12 protein-coding genes, 14 tRNA genes, 1 pseudogene and 1 riboswitch (1 of these 28 running past the window's edge) are annotated in these 17,272 nt (G+C 44.8%); of the genes and pseudogenes, 25 read left to right on the forward strand and 2 right to left on the reverse strand.

What is annotated here, in order from left to right; genetic code table 11:
* From NYE68_RS05125 to NYE68_RS05190, 14 genes are all read left to right on the forward strand, one after another.
* A tRNA-Glu gene (locus tag NYE68_RS05125) sits at positions 1-52 on the forward strand; it begins 20 nt to the left of the window's first position.
* Between the two features lie 10 nt (positions 53-62).
* Positions 63-138: transfer RNA gene (locus NYE68_RS05130), tRNA-Val, on the forward strand.
* Between the two features lie 7 nt (positions 139-145).
* Positions 146-222, forward strand: a tRNA-Met gene (locus NYE68_RS05135).
* A 7-nt stretch (positions 223-229) separates the two neighbouring features.
* A tRNA-Asp gene (locus NYE68_RS05140) sits at positions 230-306 on the forward strand.
* A gap of 10 nt (positions 307-316) precedes the next feature.
* Positions 317-392, forward strand: a tRNA-Phe gene (locus NYE68_RS05145).
* A 3-nt stretch (positions 393-395) separates the two neighbouring features.
* Positions 396-468 (forward strand) — tRNA-Thr (locus NYE68_RS05150).
* An 11-nt stretch (positions 469-479) separates the two neighbouring features.
* Positions 480-564 (forward strand) — tRNA-Tyr (locus NYE68_RS05155).
* Between the two features lie 10 nt (positions 565-574).
* Positions 575-648, forward strand: a tRNA-Trp gene (locus tag NYE68_RS05160).
* Positions 649-677: 29 nt separating this feature from the next.
* Positions 678-753, forward strand: a tRNA-His gene (locus NYE68_RS05165).
* 9 nt (positions 754-762) lie between these two features.
* Positions 763-834, forward strand: a tRNA-Gln gene (locus tag NYE68_RS05170).
* Positions 835-887: 53 nt separating this feature from the next.
* Positions 888-962, forward strand: a tRNA-Gly gene (locus NYE68_RS05175).
* Between the two features lie 6 nt (positions 963-968).
* Positions 969-1,039: transfer RNA gene (locus tag NYE68_RS05180), tRNA-Cys, on the forward strand.
* Positions 1,040-1,046: 7 nt separating this feature from the next.
* A tRNA-Leu gene (locus NYE68_RS05185) sits at positions 1,047-1,135 on the forward strand.
* Between the two features lie 252 nt (positions 1,136-1,387).
* Positions 1,388-2,746, forward strand: coding sequence for a DNA cytosine methyltransferase (locus NYE68_RS05190; protein WP_015417073.1), 1,359 nt, complete (start codon positions 1,388-1,390; stop codon positions 2,744-2,746).
* A gap of 51 nt (positions 2,747-2,797) precedes the next feature.
* On the opposite strand, the gene NYE68_RS05195 is transcribed toward NYE68_RS05190, so the two are convergent.
* Positions 2,798-3,595, reverse strand: coding sequence for an Eco47II family restriction endonuclease (locus NYE68_RS05195; protein ID WP_015417074.1), 798 nt, complete (start codon positions 3,593-3,595; stop codon positions 2,798-2,800).
* Positions 3,596-4,580: 985 nt separating this feature from the next.
* Between NYE68_RS05195 and NYE68_RS05200 the strand changes: the two genes are divergently transcribed.
* The 5 genes and pseudogenes from NYE68_RS05200 to thiC all read left to right on the forward strand — a co-directional run bounded on the left by NYE68_RS05200 (position 4,581) and on the right by thiC (position 9,766).
* On the forward strand, positions 4,581-4,796 hold the full coding sequence (locus NYE68_RS05200) for a hypothetical protein (RefSeq protein WP_324636028.1): 216 nt from the start codon (positions 4,581-4,583) through the stop codon (positions 4,794-4,796).
* 330 nt (positions 4,797-5,126) lie between these two features.
* A tRNA-Leu gene (locus NYE68_RS05205) sits at positions 5,127-5,208 on the forward strand.
* 147 nt (positions 5,209-5,355) lie between these two features.
* Positions 5,356-6,927: pseudogene (locus NYE68_RS05210) on the forward strand (Na+/H+ antiporter NhaC family protein).
* 86 nt (positions 6,928-7,013) lie between these two features.
* Complete coding sequence (locus NYE68_RS05215; RefSeq protein WP_033574442.1) at positions 7,014-7,712, forward strand: Type 1 glutamine amidotransferase-like domain-containing protein; 699 nt, start codon at positions 7,014-7,016, stop codon at positions 7,710-7,712.
* Positions 7,713-7,761: 49 nt separating this feature from the next.
* A riboswitch (TPP riboswitch) is annotated at positions 7,762-7,872 on the forward strand.
* 121 nt (positions 7,873-7,993) lie between these two features.
* On the forward strand, positions 7,994-9,766 hold the full coding sequence (gene thiC / locus NYE68_RS05220; protein WP_015417078.1) for a phosphomethylpyrimidine synthase ThiC: 1,773 nt from the start codon (positions 7,994-7,996) through the stop codon (positions 9,764-9,766).
* Positions 9,767-9,806: 40 nt separating this feature from the next.
* Here thiC and NYE68_RS05225 read toward each other — a convergent pair whose 3' ends face one another.
* Positions 9,807-11,162: an FAD-binding oxidoreductase gene (locus NYE68_RS05225; protein WP_025284453.1), complete on the reverse strand. Its 1,356-nt coding sequence runs from the start codon at positions 11,160-11,162 to the stop codon at positions 9,807-9,809.
* Between the two features lie 257 nt (positions 11,163-11,419).
* Here NYE68_RS05225 and NYE68_RS05230 point away from each other — a divergent pair, with 257 nt between their 5' ends.
* From NYE68_RS05230 to NYE68_RS05255, 6 genes are all read left to right on the forward strand, one after another.
* Positions 11,420-11,599 carry an FbpB family small basic protein gene (locus NYE68_RS05230; protein ID WP_015417079.1) on the forward strand — a complete coding sequence of 60 codons (180 nt, stop codon included), beginning with the start codon at positions 11,420-11,422 and terminating at the stop codon, positions 11,597-11,599.
* A gap of 2 nt (positions 11,600-11,601) precedes the next feature.
* The gene (locus NYE68_RS05235) at positions 11,602-13,323 is read left to right on the forward strand and encodes an ABC transporter substrate-binding protein (RefSeq protein ID WP_324636026.1); all 1,722 of its coding nucleotides are present in this window, start codon (positions 11,602-11,604) and stop codon (positions 13,321-13,323) included.
* A gap of 68 nt (positions 13,324-13,391) precedes the next feature.
* A complete protein-coding gene (locus NYE68_RS05240) occupies positions 13,392-14,348 on the forward strand; it encodes an ABC transporter permease (RefSeq protein WP_039252257.1) in 957 nt (318 codons plus the stop codon).
* Between the two features lie 12 nt (positions 14,349-14,360).
* Positions 14,361-15,266 carry an oligopeptide ABC transporter permease gene (gene opp4C, locus NYE68_RS05245; protein ID WP_033574444.1) on the forward strand — a complete coding sequence of 302 codons (906 nt, stop codon included), beginning with the start codon at positions 14,361-14,363 and terminating at the stop codon, positions 15,264-15,266.
* Positions 15,263-16,249: an ABC transporter ATP-binding protein gene (locus tag NYE68_RS05250; RefSeq protein WP_033574445.1), complete on the forward strand. Its 987-nt coding sequence runs from the start codon at positions 15,263-15,265 to the stop codon at positions 16,247-16,249. The genes opp4C and NYE68_RS05250 overlap by 4 nt, the downstream gene beginning before the upstream one ends.
* Entirely contained in the window at positions 16,140-17,207 is a 1,068-nt protein-coding gene (locus tag NYE68_RS05255; protein ID WP_324636025.1) for an ABC transporter ATP-binding protein, read from the forward strand. Before NYE68_RS05250 ends, NYE68_RS05255 begins: the two co-directional genes overlap by 110 nt.
* Positions 17,208-17,272 lie beyond the last annotated feature (65 nt).

Raw genomic sequence — 17,272 nt, forward strand, 5'->3', positions numbered from 1 at the left:
AAGACACCGCCCTTTCACGGCGGTAACACGGGTTCGAATCCCGTACGGGTCACTTATATGATGGAGGATTAGCTCAGCTGGGAGAGCATCTGCCTTACAAGCAGAGGGTCGGCGGTTCGAGCCCGTCATCCTCCACCATTATCATCGCGGGGTGGAGCAGTTCGGTAGCTCGTCGGGCTCATAACCCGAAGGTCGCAGGTTCAAATCCTGCCCCCGCAACCAAAAAAATGGTCCGGTAGTTCAGTTGGTTAGAATGCCTGCCTGTCACGCAGGAGGTCGCGGGTTCGAGTCCCGTCCGGACCGCCATTTATAAAAAGGCTCGGTAGCTCAGTTGGTAGAGCAACGGACTGAAAATCCGTGTGTCGGCGGTTCGATTCCGTCCCGAGCCACCATTTGCCGGTCTAGCTCAATTGGTAGAGCAACTGACTTGTAATCAGTAGGTTGGGGGTTCAAGTCCTCTGGCCGGCACTCTAAATGATGGAGGGGTAGCGAAGTGGCTAAACGCGGCGGACTGTAAATCCGCTCCCTCAGGGTTCGGCAGTTCGAATCTGCCCCCCTCCACCATTTTATAAATAGGGGCATAGTTTAACGGTAGAACAGAGGTCTCCAAAACCTCCGGTGTGGGTTCGATTCCTACTGCCCCTGCCACTATTTTATTTATTCATCTTCAGATTATGGCGGTTGTGGCGAAGTGGTTAACGCACCAGATTGTGGCTCTGGCACTCGTGGGTTCGATTCCCATCAATCGCCCCATTTTATCATTGGGCTATAGCCAAGCGGTAAGGCAACGGACTTTGACTCCGTCATGCGTTGGTTCGAATCCAGCTAGCCCAGTTGCATTTTTTTAAAAACAACAGCATAAGATGTATTAGGTTCTTTTACATGTTGCGGAAGTAGTTCAGTGGTAGAACATCACCTTGCCAAGGTGGGGGTCGCGGGTTCGAATCCCGTCTTCCGCTCCAAATTACGGCGGCATAGCCAAGTGGTAAGGCAGAGGTCTGCAAAACCTTTATCCCCGGTTCGAATCCGGGTGTCGCCTTTCTATTGCCGGGGTGGTGGAATTGGCAGACACACAGGACTTAAAATCCTGCGGTAGGTGACTACCGTGCCGGTTCAAGTCCGGCCCTCGGCACCAGTTTTACTTACATGTTTGTTTTAAAATATAATCATATCAATGATCTACTTATGTAGATCATTTTTTTATTGCTTCGGTGATTGAAGGGTTATTTCAGCACCAAAAAAAATAGGTAAGTTTTATCTATCACAATTCGATAAATTTTGTGGTAAAATTAAAATTTGAAATCTAATATTTATTTGAAGGAAATCGACTATAAAGGTAGAATAAAGATATAAGAACGTATGTTTGTAGAGAGGAGTTCTGTATCCAATGGAGATTAAAGTTGAGACGCTAAGAACCCTAGTAGAAGAAGCAGACTTTGAAGGCAAAAAAGAGTGGGGTGAGAAATTAGGAATTACTGAGGATAGGCTAAATGAAATAATCAATTCTGGAAAAGTATCTTCTCAAGAAGAATTATTTGATTTATGCAGCTTTTTTGGAGTTACTCCAACAGACCTAGAAGTGAGAGAAAGACAGCAAATCGATTATAGAGAAAGGGAAGCTGGAGATAATTTTATAGACGTAGTAAATAATGAGATCCTTCCAATTCGTCCTTATAAAGTATTAGAAGTATTTGCGGGCGCAGGTGGTTTAATGTTGGGGCTAGAGAAAGCCGGTTTTGATACAGCTGCTGCTTTAGAACTCAATAGGCATGCCTGCGCTTCACTTAGAACTAATCGACCTAACGTAAATGTAATTGAAGGTGACATAGCTGATATTGTTAAAGAAGGAATAAGAAACTACATCGGTGATGAAGAAATAGATGTCTTATCCGGCGGTTACCCATGTCAGGCTTTCAGTTTTGCAGGCAGGAAACTTGGCCTGAAAGATGCACGAGGAACGATGTTCTATTGGTATGCACAGTTATTAAATGAGCTAAGACCGAAGATGTTCCTTGCTGAAAATGTGCGTGGACTAGTTAGTCATGAAAAAGGAAAAACACTTCAAGGAATGATGGATGTATTCGATGAAATTGGATATAACGTAACTTTTAAAGTTTTAAAGGCTACGAACTATAATGTTGCCCAAAAAAGAGAGCGAATTTTTATTATCGGTGTACGTAAAGACCTTGAAGCAGAGTTTAGATTCCCTGCACCTCGTGATTATATACCAGTTCTTCGAGATGTATTGCAGAACGTTCCTGAATCACCAGGCCGTCAGTACCCACAACGTAAACGCGAGATTATGGAGATGGTTCCGCCTGGAGGATACTGGAGAGACTTGCCTGTTGAGGTTCAAAAGGAGTACATGAAAGGTTCTTTTTACTTAGGTGGAGGTAAAACTGGTATCGCAAGACGTATTTCTTGGGACGAGCCATGTTTAACATTAACAACTGCACCAGATATGAAACAGACAGAGCGTTGTCATCCTGAAGAGACTCGACCTTTCACTGTGCGCGAGTATGCACGTATACAGAGTTTCCCTGATTCTTGGGCGTTCGAGGGTTCAATGGGGGAACAATATAAACAAATTGGGAATGCTGTTCCTGTTGAATTGGCTCGTCATGTTGGACTAGCGATGATTCATACTTTAAATGAGATAGTAGCGCCTAATATTATCAACTATAATGTAAATGAAAATGAACGCGAAGTTATGGAACAAATGAACATATTCAGTGTTACTAACTAAATTTTAAAAAGGTACCTGCTTAATTATTCGAGTTAAGGTACCTTTTTATTACTATTTCTGCTCTATTTTATTAGACAAAGGAAACCCATTATAGTGTTTGAAGTTTTCATTGAACAATTGTCTTACAATATCTACATTGTATTGTTCAGCTGCTTCGGCAATATTTTGGAAAACCGTATTATTTGTTGATTGTGGTGTTATCTGTTTTTCTTTGAGGAAATCATCAATTGTTCTTGGAAGAGCTTCGCATAGTTCTGCAAAAGCATTTGGATTCCCTGTTACTAGCTCATAAAACTTGTCACCAGATGCTTTATAAATCTTCGGATTATCCTTGTTATGTATGGTTATTTTCCAGTGAACAAGGAAACTACTTGGAGCAATTATCTGTACCCAATATGCCTTATCTTCGACATTTTCATCTTCAGATACATACGCTTCTAATTCGGTATATAAATCTTTTTGATTACTTCCTTTTACTGTATTATGTTTATTTTTAATGTCCGCATATAAAAGGTCATCTTTTGCTTTAATATCGTATCCTTCTCCGACCGGGAATTTTTCCAAACCTTCAATTCCACCGAGCAGATTTTCATGAAATTCACCAATAGCATTATTCAATGATTTGTCTATCTTCCGGTTTATTTCAGCCATTATTTTTTCAGCAGGAGATTGCCCTAGAAACTTCATATCAAATAAAAGTTTAATCGGGTCAATCATGTTGTTATAAAACTTTTTTATTGTAAATTCCTGTTTTGCATTTTCATATTTTGTGTATAGAACTTGGATACAATTAAAGAGATGTTGGTCAGAAATAAAATCAACGTATTTGTTCTTTGTCTGTTTCGTCAATACGTTCCCCCCAATTTAAAACATTTGTAATAAAATCCTAACACCTAATACAAATATTCACAAGAGAAAAGTGTGATATTTTGTAGGCAGGTCTCACGACTGCTTCAGCGATATAATCCGTAGGAAGGAGCTAGAGAAACATGAAAACATATGGATATGGTCCGTGTCTCTACTATAAACCACAATGAAAAGCCGAAGAAGACGATTCATCAGTATTGTCAAGCATACTTAATCGACCTAGAAAGAATCTTCACCTAAAAAGAAAGAGAAGGGTCCGATGGGAAATTAACATAAATGGTAATTAACGGGTGTTAGGTGAGTGGTCATATTCAAAACTGGAACCGTTTAGGAAGAATATGAGTCACTTGCTTATTCCGACTGTTGAATTTGAATCATTGGGAGCAGTTCATTTCAATTTCTAAGTCAATTGACATATCATCAGGTTCTGGTAACTGTTCAAAAAAATCTTCGCTAGATTTCTGAATTTGAATGTGAGATGATTAAAGACAGTTCACGAATCTCAGGTACATACAAGTCAATTCAAAGTAGTATTCCTTTTTAGAATCATTCATACTTGGAAAGCGAAGATACGGAATATGATTACAAGCAAACTAGGTTGGGAACCTATAAGAGTGAAGTCCTAGCGGCACATGCCTATGATTGAGCTCAACTTATTTGATCAATACGAAAAACTCAATTTTGACAAAGAGTTCTATTTAAGCAGTTTTGTAATCAAAGTTTCCTAGTTGTAAGCTGGGTTAAAGGAATGAATAAATGAATAGTAAATTTTCTTAAGAAAGTATTCAGATGAAGTTTCTGCTGCAACCGCAAAAACAATTATATTAAGGAAAATAATCTTGATAAGCTATTTTGATTCATTTATATTAGGAAGAAAAACGTAAACTCACTAATTAATAGTGGTTTTTTAATACTTTTAATCATGTAGAATAATATATAATATAGATGTGAAAAATGAGGTGACATAATGGAAAAACTACAAGAGTTTTCTAAACAATATCAAGATGAAATGAACTGGAAAATTAAAACAGGTGATTATAAGAGAACAAAATCTTCCTTATTAAATAATTATATGCTACTTACTACCGAAGTCGCAGAGATAGCCGAAGAGCTACGTAAAGCATTTAATATGACAAACACTTTAATCAATGAAGGTTCGAAGAGGATAAAGCGTTTGAAATAGCTAAGGCTTCAATCAAGGAAGAACTGGGTAAAGAATTTGCAGATTGTTTGGCTTATATTACTAAGTTCGCTAATTATTTTGATATTGATTTAGAGGAAAGTTTTTATTCAAAAATGGAAGAAGTAAAAAACAGAAAGAATAAAGATGTTGGACTGAAAAGATAAAAAAACAGAAATTCTCCTTTACAACGGAAAATTCCTGTGGTATATTATTTAATGTCAGTTGAAACGAACCTAAATGATCAAAATTAGTCGTATCAACTTGATAGGAAGTTGGATTATTTTATAGGTTCAAATTCAGTGATACCAACTGATTGAACATATATATCATGCCGGTGTGGCGGAATTGGCAGACGCGCACGACTCAAAATCGTGTTCCTTCTGGAGTGCCGGTTCGACCCCGGCCACCGGTATACAAAGGCTTCTACAATATGTAGAAGCTTTTTTTTTTTGTGTGAAAATATCCTCCAAGGCTTGTGAAAACATGATACGCGTGCAGATTGTCTAAATCCGCTTTTTTCAAAGATACTAACAAAAAGTTCTTTGAAAGAGGTGTTTTTATGGAAGGGACTTGGGCTTGTCTTATCCCATTTATTCTGGTCATTCCCATTTCAATCATTACAAAGCAAGTGCAGTCCGGTCTGTTTGTCGGTTTGCTGGTCGGAAGCTATCTTTTGCATCCCAGCTTGCTTGGCGGGATTGAACATATGGTTCAATATGTCATCAGTAACATTGTCGTCACCAATAATATTAGAATCATTGTGTTTCTATATTCATTTGCCGGCCTTGTAGGGATTATAAAGCTGACCGGCGGGATAAAAGGATTCGTCCGTTTGATCAGTAAAAAAGTTAAAACCAAAAAAGGTGCGATGCTGCTTGCATGGCTGTCGACATTTGGCACGTTCAGTGAACCGGACTTTCGCATCGTCACAATTGCACCGATCATGAAAGCTTTAAGCAAGCGTCTGGACCTGTCGAAACAGAAAATTGCGTATGCCATTGAGTTTACGGCAAACCCTGTCATTGCCTTGATTCCGATAGCAACGGCATTTGTCGGCTACATGGTTTCCATTATCGGACAGGCCCTTAAAACGTCAGGAATAGATCAGCCGGCTTTCACGGTGTATGTGAAAAGTATTCCCTTCAATTTTTCTCCATTGTGATTATAGTAGTCGGAATTTATTACTGCTTTTTTAAGAAACAAAAAGCGGACGAAAGCTTAGAAAAAACAGAAAAGAGCGGACAAACTTCTGCTCGCAAACATAACAAAAATACGGAACCGATTCCGCGGAACAGCGGTGTGTTGCTTTCAAAAGGCTCAGGTTCATTCAACATGGAAACAGGGACGATTTCAGATATTCACGATGGACATACGGGAATGTTCGAAAGTGATGAGCATGCTGACCAGCAGGAGGAGCTGGATTCGGCGCACCGTGCTTATATTAAGGAAACACCGATTCGGCCTTGGAATTTAATCATTCCCGATCGGGCTGTTTTTGCTATTAACACTCTTTCTCAGCTGGTGGGACGGCCATTCAAAAGCACAAGGGTTTTTGAATGCTTTTATCAAAAGCGATATGCTTGGCGTCATGTTAACCGCATTATTGGCAGCGGTTATTGCAGCATTTGCTCTTTTTATGTTTCAGCGTTTTCATGCAGGCGAGCTTGTTACCCATTTTATTAAGGGCGGAAACGAATTGGTCAACGTTATTATTATGTTATCGCTGATTTGGGTCGTAACAGCAGTATCTGAAGATCTGGGATTCTCGAAATATGTTACTTCTCATTTAACGTCATGGATCCCTCATATGTTTATTGCGCCGTCTCTTTTTATACTGGGGGCTGTTATATCCTATTTTATCGGGTCATCCTGGGGGACTTGGGGGCTTTTAATGCCGCTCGGCGTAACGCTGGCGGTTCAGTCACATACCAGTTTATTATTAGCGATCGGGGCCGTGTTTGCGAGCGGAACATTTGGAGCGTTTGCTTCTCCTCTCAGTGATAATACGGTGACAACCTGTACGGTGTTGGGGATCGATGTTGTGAAGTATGCCCGTTCGAAGCTTGTTCCGGCGCTTATCGCCGCGGGGATCTCCGTTGTGTTATACGGTGCGTTTTCATTTTTCAGATAACAAATACTTTTTAAAGGCGGTATCCGGAATGGGGGGTAACGCCTTTTTATGAGCTGTTATACTAGAGGAAAAAAGAGGTGATGACATTGAAGCAGATTATTGCAATGGGCGGCGGGGGCTTTTCCATGGAGCCGGATCATCTTGTGCTGGATCAGTATATTTTAGAGCAGTCGGCGCGGTCAAAGCCGAAAATTTGTTTTTTGCCGACGGCAAGCGGAGATTCGGAGAATTATATCGGCAGGTTTTATCAGGCCTTTCAAAAGCTGCGGTGTGAGCCGGATCACTTGTCGCTGTTTAAACCGCCGGGTTCTGATCTCAGATCCTTTCTCATGAAGAAAGATATTATATATGTCGGCGGCGGAAATACGCGCAATATGCTTGTCTTATGGAAAGAGTGGGGGCTTGACCTTATTCTTCGTGAGGCTTGGGAAAACGGCATCATGTTGGCGGGTCTCAGCGCCGGGGCGATTTGCTGGTATGAAGAAGGAGTGACGGATTCAGCTGGAGATTTGAGAGAGTTAAGAGCTTTAGGATTTTTGCGGGGAAGCTTTTGTCCGCACTATGACGGAGAAGCGGAGCGCCGGCCGGTGTATCACCGTCTGATTTCAGAAAAGAAACTCAGGGAGGGCTATGCCGCTGATGACGGCGCTGCGCTTCATTATAAAGACGGTCAGCTGTTCCGGGCTGTCTCCTCCCGGGAAACCGCAAAGGGTTATCGGGTTTTTAATACCGAAAAAGGCGTTCGGGAAACAGAGCTTATGACCTTACCGTTATCTGAATTTTGATAATATGCTTTTTTTTGTACACAACTTATGTTACGATGAGAGCGAAATCAATAGTTACTGGGGGTGCCCGTCTGAGCGGGCTGAGAGAGAAGCGGCGGCTTCTTAACCCTTTGGACCTGATCTGGTTCGTACCAGCGTGGGGAAGTAAAGGTTTTATTATTGTTGATGAAAACAATAATAGTTTCTTTCTGACTGCAAAACCGGGTTCTTCTTTGAACCCGGTTTTTTTGTGCTGGTGCTGAGCTTGGTTCTGTTATTCAAATGATAAAGGAGAGATTTGTATGCAAAATCAATCAGTACAGCAAGCGAACATTTCCATTATGTCGAGTTTTTCCGGCAGTAAAAAGGTTTATGCAGAAGGTTCTTCGCCCGATATACGAGTGCCGATGCGGGAAATCAGCCTGAGTGCGACTACGGGGGCATTCGGGGAAGAGGAGAATGCGCCGGTCCGTGTTTATGATACGAGCGGGCCGTATACAGACCCAGATGTACAGATTGATATTCATGAAGGGCTGGGGGCGCTCCGCACAAAGTGGATTACCGGGCGCGGAGATGTAGAAGAATATAACGGCCGGACCGTGAGACCTGAAGACAACGGCTATAAAAAAGAGGGCCGTGCCGCCGAATACCCCGGCCTACAGCGGAAACCGCTTCGGGCCAAGCCGGGGAAAAATGTAACACAATTGCATTATGCGAGAAAAGGCATCATTACGCCGGAAATGGAGTTTATCGCAATACGTGAGCATGTGTCTCCCGAATTTGTCAGGGAAGAGGTGGCGAGCGGCCGGGCGATTATTCCTTCTAACGTCAACCACCCGGAAAGCGAGCCGATGATTATCGGCCGGAATTTTCATGTGAAAATCAATGCCAATATCGGCAACTCGGCTGTTACATCTTCTATCGAAGAAGAAGTCGAAAAAATGACGTGGGCGATTCGCTGGGGCGCCGATACGATGATGGACTTATCCACGGGAAAAGACATTCATACGACGCGTGAATGGATTATCCGCAACTGCCCCGTGCCTGTGGGGACGGTGCCGATATATCAGGCGCTTGAAAAAGTAAATGGCATTGCCGAGGATTTAACGTGGGACATTTATCGTGACACATTGATTGAGCAGGCGGAGCAGGGCGTGGATTATTTCACCATCCATGCCGGCGTACTGCTTCGTTACGTCCCGTTAACGGCTAAACGCACGACGGGAATCGTATCCCGCGGCGGGGCAATTATGGCGCAATGGTGCCTGGCTCATCATCAGGAAAGCTTTCTGTACACGCATTTTGAAGACATTTGTGAAATTATGAAAACCTATGATATCGCTTTTTCTCTTGGTGACGGGCTTCGCCCCGGTTCGATTGCGGATGCCAATGATGAAGCGCAGTTTGCGGAATTGGAAACTCTCGGAGAATTGACGGAGATTGCGTGGAAGCACGATGTGCAAGTGATGATCGAAGGACCGGGTCATGTGCCGATGCATAAAATTAAGGAAAACATGGACAAGCAGCTGGAAATTTGTAAAGAGGCGCCTTTTTACACGCTCGGACCATTAACGACGGATATCGCTCCGGGTTATGACCACATTACTTCAGCAATCGGCGCGGCGATGATCGGCTGGTACGGGACGGCGATGCTTTGCTATGTCACGCCGAAGGAGCATTTGGGGCTGCCGAATCGTGATGATGTAAGAGAAGGTGTCATCACGTACAAAATCGCGGCACATGCCGCAGACCTTGCTAAAGGGCATCCGGGTGCACAGATCCGTGACGATGCTCTGTCTAAGGCGCGGTTTGAATTCCGGTGGCGTGATCAATTTCATTTGTCGCTTGATCCTGAAAGAGCAATGGAATATCATGATGAAACGCTGCCGGCTGAAGGCGCAAAAACGGCTCACTTCTGTTCGATGTGCGGTCCGAAGTTCTGCAGTATGAGAATTTCTCAGGATATTCGTGATTATGCGAAGGAAAACGGACTTACTGAAGACGAGGCCGTCAACGAAGGGCTGAAAGAAAAAGCAAAAGAGTTTGCAGAGAAGGGAAGCCGTTTATATCAATAAAAGAAAAGATGAAGATGGAGTTTGCCCATCTTCATCTTTTTTAGAAAAACGGTGAACGGCGAAGCGGCGGAATGCTCTGTTCAAAGCGGAATATATTTTCCGGATCGTATTTCGTTTTGACTTGACGGAGGCGGTGAACATTTTCTCCGTAATACGTTTGCAGCCAGTTTCTGATTTCTCTATCAGGCCAATTCACGTAATCTCCCATCGTTTCTCTTGATAGGGACGTTCTCAGTCCTTCGATCCAGCGGACATTTTGTCTTTCTTCTTCAGCAGATGTCCAAGTTGTAATATATTCTTGGGCAATGATTGCGTTGCGATAGTAGAATGCCGTTTGGTCAGGAGCGATCCGTCCGGCCGCCCCGCCGAGAGATTGCTGCCACACACTGGCGTTTTCGTTCGGAGCGTGCTCTAAATAGCGCTTTAAAGTGGAAATCGCGCGTGTTGATAATGGTTTTTCAATAAAGGATCCTGACCGCTTCATCTTTTGCGGCTGATTGCCTCCCGGGCTGTTAAAAAAGGCTGCCGCTTTAATAAATGGCACTGTCTTGACCATGCCGCTTGCCGGTTTTCCCGCTTTCATTAACGGAGCCAGCAGTTCTTTCAGCTCATCCTTTGTCCCGGTAAATTGACCGAGCGCTTCTATGCGGTTTACTTCCTTAGGCCAAAACTGAATTGATGAGGTAAGCCGGTTGTCTGTAAATGGAGCCCAGCGCTGCCATGTGTTAAATACTTCCTCAAAATCATCCCAGCCCCAAGTGACAGAAAAAACAGACACGCACGAGATCGGCACGGCTTTAAACATCATGGATGTGACAATGCCGAAGTTGCCTCCCCCTCCGCCCTGAGATGCCCAAAATAGATCAGAGTGCTTTGAGCGGTTGACTGTGATCAAGTCAGCACCCGCTTTTTCGTCCGCTATGATCATTTCGAGCTGGAGGAGACGATCGCAAGTAAGTCCGGCTGTCCTTGTTAAATATCCGATTCCTCCCCCGAGCGTCAGCCCTGTGATTCCCACATTCGCAATGGTTCCCGCAGGAAGGGTCAAGCCGTACCGCCAGAGTGTCCGGTAGACTTCCCCCAATTCGGCTCCCGCTTCAATCGAGACCAGCCGCTTATCCTCATTTACTCTTATTTTCTTCATTTCACTGAGATCAATGACTAGTCCGTCATTTAACAGGGAAAAATTTTCGTAGCTGTGTCTTCCGCCTCTGATACGGAAAGGCACATTGTTCTCACGTGCCCATCTCACCGCATTGAGGGCGTCATGTTTGTTTTGACAAAACACAATGATGTCTGGATATCTTTGCAGGCTTAAATTGATATTGGTTCTTGCAGCATTATAGTCCGGGTCATCTTTTTTGACGATGCGACCGGTCAATGTTGTCTTTTCCACATTCTCACTCACTTTCACTTGTACTCTGCTATGTTTTCTAGCATATGCGGAAAAATGAGAGAGTGTATGAGGAAAACCCCCGGAAGGAAACGATATTTTAAATTATAGTTGACAGGTAGGGATTGTATGAATTAACATAATCATTACATATTTCCAAACGATGGCTGATCGGATCACCGAAGGCTCTTATCTTTTAAACAGATAAGGGCCTTTTTTGCGTGAAAGTCATGAATGAAATGAAAAGCGGAGGGATAAAAGTGGCGTTAAAAAAGGTATCACATGTACGCAAAAAGAGCAAAAAACGAAAAAAGTACAGAAAATACACATTGAATTTCGAACTGCTTGTAGAGAAAAACAAACGGGAGATTATGAGAAATGAGGAACAGATGGAGCAGATTTATATAAAGATAGATGAAAAGCATGCGGGGGTTCGATAAAGATGAAGGAGAGAAAATGGAGGATAAAAACAACGGTACTCGCGCTGTCGGTATCCATCATGTTATCAGGGTGCGCGTTAGGGAGCGCCGGGGAAGAACCGTCATCTGCGGTGGATAAAAAGGAAGAAACACGTATTGCCCATGTCAAGACAAAGGAATTTAAAGCTTCTCATCCGGCGGCCATTCCCGCTAAATCGAAAGCCAGAACTGACACTTTTGTTGCTGGGATTTCCGCGCCGGGCGGTGTGTTTCTGCCGTACTTTTACGAAAACGGCTGGGACGGAAATGCGACAGATCCTATTTTTGAACCGTTAGTCAAACTGGATAAAACGGGGAAGCCTGCCCCGGCTCTTGCGGAAAGCTGGAAAATTTCCAAAGATCAGCTTACATACACGTTCCGTTTAAGAAAAAATCTCGTTTTCAGCGACGGTTCACCGCTGACCGCAAAGGATGCCGCATTCACTTTAACACTGCTGCATGATCCTGCATACGCGGGCTATGAAGATATCACCATGGCCTATATTAAAGGCGGTAAGGCTTACAAAGAAGGAAAGGCAAAGACGATAGAGGGCATTCGCCTCCTTGATGACAGAACCATTCAAATCACGACTGAGAAAGTCAGTGCGAAGTCGCTGCTTCTTTTAGGCGGCCAGGTGCTGTCAGAAGCCTACTACGGAAAGAAATATCAATTCGGCAAACTGGACTATTTAAAAGAGCTTTATGCCAAACCGCTCGGAGCGGGACCTTATCAATTTACAGAATATCTTCCGGGACAGGAAATACGCTATCAGGCTAATGAACACTATTATGCCGGAAAACCAAAAACCGAAAAGCTGATTTATAAAATTATCGATCCGTCAACTTCCCTTCAGCTGTTTGAAACGGGTGACCTAGATTACGCTTCTTTTTCACCTGATGATGATACGGTTCAGCATTTAAAAAGTCTCGGTTTTGCCAATATAAGCGTATCTGTCGTGAATGATTACGGGCTTGTGTACGTCAATCACAAGCGTCCGCCTTTTCAAGATAAGAAAGTGTCCCAGGCGCTTATTTACGGACTTGACCGTCAAAAAATCGTCGATGTCCGCTTTAAACGCTACGGAGAAGTCGCGAATGTGCCGGTGTCTCCGGTTTCGTGGGCTTATGATGACAAAGATGTCAATCGATACGCGTTTAACCCTGAAAAAGCCAGAAAGCTTCTCGATGAAGCGGGCTGGAAAACGGGCAAAGACGGTGTACGTGAAAAAAACGGCAAAAAGCTTGAAATCAGCTATTACACGTCTAAAGCGGATGATGATTTCATCCCGATCGCGAAAGAAAATTACGCGGACATCGGAATCTCATTAAAACCGGAAGTGATGGATTTTAATACAGAAGTAGCGAAAATAAATGACAAACAATATGACCTTGCCGCCGTTTCCACCTCGCAGATTCTTGATCCGAATGACACGGTGGAAAAGCTGGCTTCCGGCCATCCCAATAATGTAACGGGGTATTCCAATCCGAAAGCGGACCGGCTGATAGAGAAAGGAGCCGGCACGCTTGATATCAGCAAAAGAAAAGAGATTTATCACCAGCTGTACCAGGAGCTCGGGGAAAACCCGCCTTACATTCTGATTCATTACCGTCAGAGCGCAAGGGCGGTCAGCGGAAAAATAAAAGGGCTTGTACCTGACAATTATTCTGGAATCAGTTCAAGTCTCTCAAATGTCTCAATTCAATAGAACGGTTGGGCAAAATACCCGGTGCATCCCGGGGATTTTGCCCTTTCAGCGGAAAGGAGAGGCTTTTTGTGAAACGGTATGCCGCAGAACGATTCATTCAAATGCTTGTGATCTTATTTGGTACGTCCTTTATTATTTTTTTCTTATTCGCCATGCTGCCGGGCGACTATATTGATTCCAATGTAAACCTGACTCCTGAAAGAGCGCAGGAGTTAAAAGCGCTTTACGGGCTGGATCAGCCGATTTGGCAGCGCTATGTGACATGGCTCGGAAATGTGCTCAGCGGAGATTTTGGGTTTTCTTTGAAATATCAGGAGAACGTCCTGTCACTGCTTCGGAAATATGTCTGGAATTCGTTTTTTGTCGCGTTTTTGGCGTTGCTTGTCACATGGTCAGCCGCGATGATAACGGGTGTCATATCCGCTGTCAGGAAATACTCATGGTTTGACGGGATCGTGACGTTTCTTGTTTTTGCTTCCATGGCGTTCCCGTCTTTTTTTATCAGCCTTCTGTTTATTAAGTGGTTTGGGGTGGATTTGAAAATATTGCCCGTCGGCGGGATGATTGATACCGGAAGCACGAGTACAGGTTTTTCGTACGTGCTTGAAGCCGCCAGACATATGATTCTTCCGGTCGTGATTTTATCTATGCTCGGCATCGGCTCGCTGACAAGGTATTTCCGCTCCGGCATGCTGGACGTGATCAGACAGGATTATATCAGAACGGCGAGAGCGAAGGGATTGAAAGAGCGCACCGTCATCTGGAAACATGCGTTGAAAAACGCGCTCATTCCGGCCATCACCCTGCTTGCTTTTGAACTGCCGGGACTGTTTTCCGGAGCCATCATTATTGAACAGATTTTCGGGTGGCCGGGTGTCGGACGTATTCAGATGGAATCTGTGCATTATCGTGATTATCCGGTTTTGATGGCGTTTACCTTGTTTTTGTCTTGTTTAACGATTGTGGGGAACTTCTTGGCGGATATCGCTTATGCCGCGGTTGATCCGCGGGTCAGGCTGAAATAGGGGGTGTTCGGAATGAAAAAACAAAAAGGGGCGCCGCCTTCTCTTTGGAAGCAGACGTACCGCCGCCTGCTGCAGCATAAGCTGACGGTCATCAGTCTTCTTTTCTTATGTTTTATGTTTTTATTGTGCTTTATCGGGCCGTCTTTTTCTCCGTACATAACAGATCGGACGGATATTTCAAATGCCAATCAGCAGCCGGGAATCCATCATTGGCTGGGAACTGACCAGTACGGGAGAGATGTGCTGACGAGGCTGATGCTGGCGGGGCAGATTTCTCTGACCGTGGGGCTTGCTTCAATGGTGCTGTCGCTTGTCATCGGTTCTTTACTCGGGGCTGCGGCCGGATTTTATCGGGGAGCCGCTGATATGATCATTATGCGTATTGCTGATATGCTCATGTCCATCCCGGGACTGCCGCTGCTTTTGATTTTGGCTGCGGTGATGTCGGAGTGGAAAGTGCCTTCTGAATACAGAATGTACCTGATTATGATGATGTTAAGCCTGATCGGATGGCCCGGTCTGGCGCGGCTTGTACGCGGACAGATTTTGTCGCTCAAGGAGCAGCCGTTTATGATGGCCGCGGAAGTTCTGGGGCTTAGTGATAAACGGAAAATCCTCTATCATTTGCTTCCCAATACATTGCCGTTATTACTGGTAGCGGCGACTTTGCATGTGGCGGGAGCGATGCTGAGTGAATCGGCGCTGAGTTTTCTCGGGCTTGGCGTTGCTCCGCCGACACCTTCTTGGGGAAACATGATGGAAGCGGCGAATCATTTTATGGATTTTACACTCCGTCCGTGGCTGTGGATTCCGCCGGGAACGGCCATTTTTCTGACCGTTGTGGCGATTCATCTGCTTGGAGACGGTTTAAGAGACGCTTTTGATCCTAAGGTAAAACGGCAGGTGAAAATGAAATGAAAAAACCGCTTTTAGAAGTGAGGCATTTGGAAACGGCTTTTTATACTGAGGAGGGGGCGGTAAAGGCCGTGGACGATGTCAGCTTTACGATACATGAGGAGGAAACGGTTTGTATTGTAGGGGAGTCCGGCTGCGGGAAAAGCATGGCGTCATTGTCCATTATGCAGCTTATTCCCGAGACGGGGAGAATCGAACGGGGAGCGGTGCATTTTTCCGGACGGAACCTGTTGGAATTGAAACCAAAAGACATGCAGAAAATCCGCGGCAGCGAAATCGGGATGATATTTCAGGAACCGATGACATCTTTGAATCCGGTATTTACAATCGGTGAGCAGCTGGCCGAACCGATTCGCGAACATTTATTGCTGAGTAAGAAAGAAGCATGGCGGAGGGCCGTTGAACTGATCACGTTAGTGGAGATCCCGCATGCCGAGCAGGTTATGCACCAATATCCTCATGAACTGAGCGGCGGCATGCTGCAGCGCATCATGACGGCTGTCGCGCTAAGCTGCGAACCGAAACTGATCATTGCCGACGAGCCGACGACAGCGCTTGACGTAACCATTCAGGCGCAGATATTGGATTTATTGCGGGATATGAAAAAGCAATTTCGCACGTCTATTTTATTCATTACTCATGACCTTGGCGTGGTTGCTGAAATGGCTGATTATGTGATTGTCATGTATGCGGGAAAAATTGTGGAGGAAGGACCGGTTGCAAAGCTGTTTTCTGATCCGAAGCATCCGTATACGAAAGGGCTGCTCGCGGCCAAGCCGGTTATCGGTCAAAGAAGGGAGATGTTGTACACCATTCCGGGGCAAGTCCCCGAGCTTGCGGACCTGTCGGGATCGTCTTGTTATTTTGCGGAGCGATGTGAACACAGCACGGAAATATGCCGGAAATCGAGCCCGCATTTTACTGAATTCGGGAAGGGGCATCAGGCGGCGTGCTGGCTTTACAGAGAGGAGAAAGCAGATGAGTGATGTGTTGCTGGAGGTCAAGGGGCTGAAAAAATATTACGAGGAGCATGGGGGGATGAGAAAGACCCGCAAAAATCCCGTAAAAGCGGTTGACGGTGTCAGTTTTACGATAGGAAAGGGAGAAGTGTTCGGCTTAGCGGGAGAATCGGGCAGCGGAAAGTCATCAATCGGCAAGACCATTTTGAGGCTTCATGAAAAAACAGAGGGAGAGGTGTTTTTTCAGGGGCGTGATGTGTTTCGGATGAGCCGGCGCGAGCTCAAAACTTTCAGATCAGAAGCGCAGCTCATCTTTCAAGATCCGTTCAGTTCTTTAAATCCCCGGCGCCGGATCGGAGAAGCCATCGGTGAAGCGATGATCGAGCATCAATTGGCGGTGAAACGGAACGCGCGTGATAAAGCGGCGGAAGTTCTTGAAGCCTGCGGACTTTCCGCAAACTTTATCGACCGTTATCCGCATGAATTTTCCGGAGGGCAGCGGCAGCGGATCGTGATTGCAAGAGCGATGGCGCTCAAGCCGCAATTTATCATTATGGATGAACCCGTGGCGGCGTTAGATGTCTCCATCCAGGCGCAGATGATCAATTTGTTCAGCAGCCTTCAAAAACAGCACGGGCTGTCATATTTATTCATTTCTCATGATTTAAGCGTGGTGGAGCACTTATGTACGAAGGTCGCCATCATGTATTTAGGGACGATTGTGGAATACGCGTCAAAGGAGGAGCTCTTTTCACGGCCGCTTCACCCTTATACGAAAGCGCTGTTATCAGCCGTGCCTGTTCCTGATCCCGGAGCGAAAAGGGAGCGGATAATTTTAAAGGGTGATATACCGAGCCCCTCTGATTCGCCTTCAGGCTGTAAATTCCGAACGAGATGCCCGGCAGCCAAGAAGATATGTGCTGAGAAAAGTCCGGCGCTGTCAGAAAAAGGGCTTCATCATTTTGCGGCATGCCACTTCGTATAATTGAGAAAAAAACGGTTTTATTGATAATAAACAGAAAAAACCTGCCGGGCAGACCGGCAGGTTTT

It is taken from the genome of Bacillus sp. FSL R5-0447, assembly GCF_038606125.1.
Taxonomy (GTDB): Bacteria; Bacillota; Bacilli; order Bacillales; family Bacillaceae; genus Bacillus; species Bacillus velezensis.